The organism is Azospirillum isscasi, assembly GCF_030849505.1.
Lineage (GTDB): Bacteria > Pseudomonadota > Alphaproteobacteria > Azospirillales > Azospirillaceae > Azospirillum > Azospirillum isscasi.
The window spans coordinates 1-2736 of the sequence record NZ_JAUJFI010000301.1 but is presented as its reverse complement, the minus strand read 5'-3'; the positions used below and the strand labels follow the sequence as shown (position 1 = coordinate 2736).

Sequence of the window (2736 nt, the reverse complement as noted above, 5' to 3'; positions counted from 1 at the left end):
GGCGCCGAGCGGGGTGAAGGCGGCCCCCGTCCCGGCGGCGACCTGCACCGTCACGCTGTCCAGCGGGACCCGGCCCGCGTCGGACACCGACCAGGCGCCGGCCTGCACCGGTTGCCCCGCGGCGGCGGGGCGCGTCCAGTCGAACCGGAAGCGGTTGAAGTTCAGCGACAGCGCCCCGACTCCGGTGTTGTAGCCGGCGGTCCAGGGCTGCCCGGCGTCGATCTCCGCCAGTTCGGGCAGGGCGGAGGTGTCGTAGAGGAAGCGCCCCGTGACCCGCGTGACGCCCAGCGCGCCGAGGTCGTGCAGCAGCGCCGTCAGCCCTTCCGTGGACAGCGACGGGTCGCCGCCGCCCCTCAGGATCAGGTCGCCGTCCAGCACGCCGTTTCCCAGCCGCCCGGTGACGTGCAGCGTGGTCTCGAACCGGTGGTCCGGCCCCAGCACCGCGAGCGCCGCGGCCATCGCCGGCAGCTTGGCGACCGAGGCCGGGACGAAGGGCTTGGCCGGCTGCCGCGCCGCCAGGACGGCGCCGCTGTCCGGATCGAACAGCGCATAGCCGACGTCGCCGGGGGAAAAGCCGTTGCGGGCGATCGTCTCCCGGTCGTCGGGACCGGTGACGCCAATGGGGGACGCGCAGGCCGGCACCGCCGAGGCGCAGGCCAGCAGGAGCAGGATGGCAAAGGTCGGAAGCCGCATGGCCCGCAGTTTAGCGCAAAGCCCCGGCCCGCATCTGCGTCAATCCGGGGGCGAGCGAGGAATTTTGATGCGCATATGGCTGGCTTCCCGTACCATAAAGATCCGAAACGACGCCACGCCCTTTGGGAAAGAGCTGCAAAGCCCATGATGTCACGGCGCCGGAACGTCACATTCGAAGTCGTCGTCGAGCAGGGCGGCAAGCCAAACATCGACGGTGTCTTTCCCGACGAGGCTGCGGCGCGGGAACGCGCGGCCTATCTGCTTCGCCTTGCAAAATTTCCGGTCGTTCGAATCCTGAAGGTCAATCAGGCGGGCAAGGAAGAGGTCGTTTTTCAAAAGTCCACCTCCGGCGGCGGCAAACCCACCACCATCTCCTCCATCGACGAGAGTGACGCCGGTCCCGCCAGCCTGTGCACCGACGCGCTTCAGCTCTTTTCCTACGAGAGCCGGATGCTGCTGCTGCGCCTGCTGCGCGGCTATTGGGACGATCAGGCGGTGATCCCGGCCGAACAGCTCCACCGCTACTACCCGCTGCGCTATTTCGAGCGGGAGGCCCTGCTGTTCAACCCGGCGATCAGCCGGCTCGCCACCCTTCAGGCGCCCCTGCTGGGGATCAAGCCCTTCGAACGGCACGACCAGCTTTCGCGGCTGTTCGCCGCCCTGAAGGATCTGGCGCAGGCGTCGGACACGCTGGCCCCCTTCGATGCGGCGCTGGCCCGGAACGGGGTGGGCGGCCTGCTGGCGGCGGCGGCGGAGCGCCCGCCGGAGGAGCGGGACCGGCTGGTCACCCACGCCTTCGGCGCCGTGCTGGAGCCCTGCCGCGACTGGCCCGGCAAGGTCAAGGCGCTGCTGCGCTTCCACCGGGAGGACGAGGAGGAGGCGAACCGCCGCGTGCTCGACCAGATGCTGGCGGAAACCGTGGACGGGCGGGAGCCGGTGCGCGCCCTGATCGGCTACGCGCCCGACCTGGGCGCGGCGCTGCAAAGCCTGGTGGCGGCGGTGCACGGCGTCCTGGACGACCGGCTGCCCTTCACGGACGAGTTGCTGGCCCTGTCCAACGCGCTGGGCGGCGGCGGCTTCGACGAGACGCGGACGGCCCTGCTGCGGCGCATCCAGGGTGGTCTGGCCGGCCTGACCCCGCTGACCCGCACCGGCGACTCCGCGGAAGGCAAGGCGTTCGGCCTGATTGTCGAGGGGCTGACCAACTTCGACGGTTTCCTGGGCGGCGCCGGCATGGCGGAGGCGCTGACCCGGCGCGCCAAGACGGTGTGGAGTGCGGGCGGGCAGGACGCGCCCTTCGACACGGCGGTGCAGCGGCTGGCCACCCGCCTGCCGGCGCCGGCCCAGCGCATCGGCTATCTGCTGGACCTCGCCACCAGCCCCTTCGGGCGGAACAAGCTCAGCCTCCTGATCCGGCAGGTCGCCGCGGAGTTCGAAAGCATCACCTCGGCCCGCGAGCTGGCGGCTCCCGGCGTCCGCACGGAGGACGTGCGCAACGGGCTTGGCCGCCGCCTGCGCGCCGCCGGCATCCCGCGGGCGCTGGCCGAAGGGCTGATCGCCAGGATCGCCGCGATCCCGGACGGCGAACGGTCGCTCGGCATTCCTCTGCTGGCCGCTCCGGACGCAGGCGCCGTGACGCGGGCGACCGAGGAGACCGTCCTGATCGACGCGCCCAGGGCCGCCGCGGACCGGCTGGTGCTGTTCTGGCGCGGCCGGACCCAGGCGATTCCGGAGGACGGGACGCAGCTCGTCATCGGGCGGTCGTCGCAATGCCAGTTCGTGCTGGACATCGCCTCGGCCTCGCGCCGGCACGCGGCGGTGTCGCGCCAGGACGGCCTGTTCGTGGTCGAGGATCTCAGCCGCAACGGCACCAGCATTGCCGTGCCGGGGGTGGTGGAGCCGCGGCGGCTGACGCCGGGCGAGCCGCTGCCGCTGCCGCCGCGGGGCGAGATCGTGATCGGCTCCGCGGAGCTGGGCGAGGAGCCGGCGCGCATCGCCTGGGAGATCGTCAGGCGCTGAACGCCGCCTTCTTCGCCCGGCAGG

2 protein-coding genes are annotated in these 2736 nt (G+C 71.9%); one reads left to right on the top strand and one right to left on the bottom strand.

Annotated elements, in window-relative coordinates; all coding sequences use genetic code 11:
* The coding region (locus tag QSG27_RS28400) for a D-alanyl-D-alanine carboxypeptidase (RefSeq protein WP_306712144.1) at positions 1 to 693 on the bottom strand (693 nt) is incomplete at its 3' end.
* A gap of 144 nt (positions 694 to 837) precedes the next feature.
* Here QSG27_RS28400 and QSG27_RS28395 point away from each other — a divergent pair.
* The gene (locus tag QSG27_RS28395; protein ID WP_306712143.1) at positions 838 to 2712 is read left to right on the top strand and encodes an FHA domain-containing protein; all 1875 of its coding nucleotides are present in this window, start codon (positions 838 to 840) and stop codon (positions 2710 to 2712) included.
* Positions 2713 to 2736: the final 24 nt, after the last annotated feature.

What these genes read in the sequence shown, in the direction of transcription:
- QSG27_RS28395 (WP_306712143.1), top strand. Translation starts at nt 838, where the DNA reads ATGATGTCACGGCGCCGGAACGTCACATTCGAAGTCGTCGTCGAGCAG.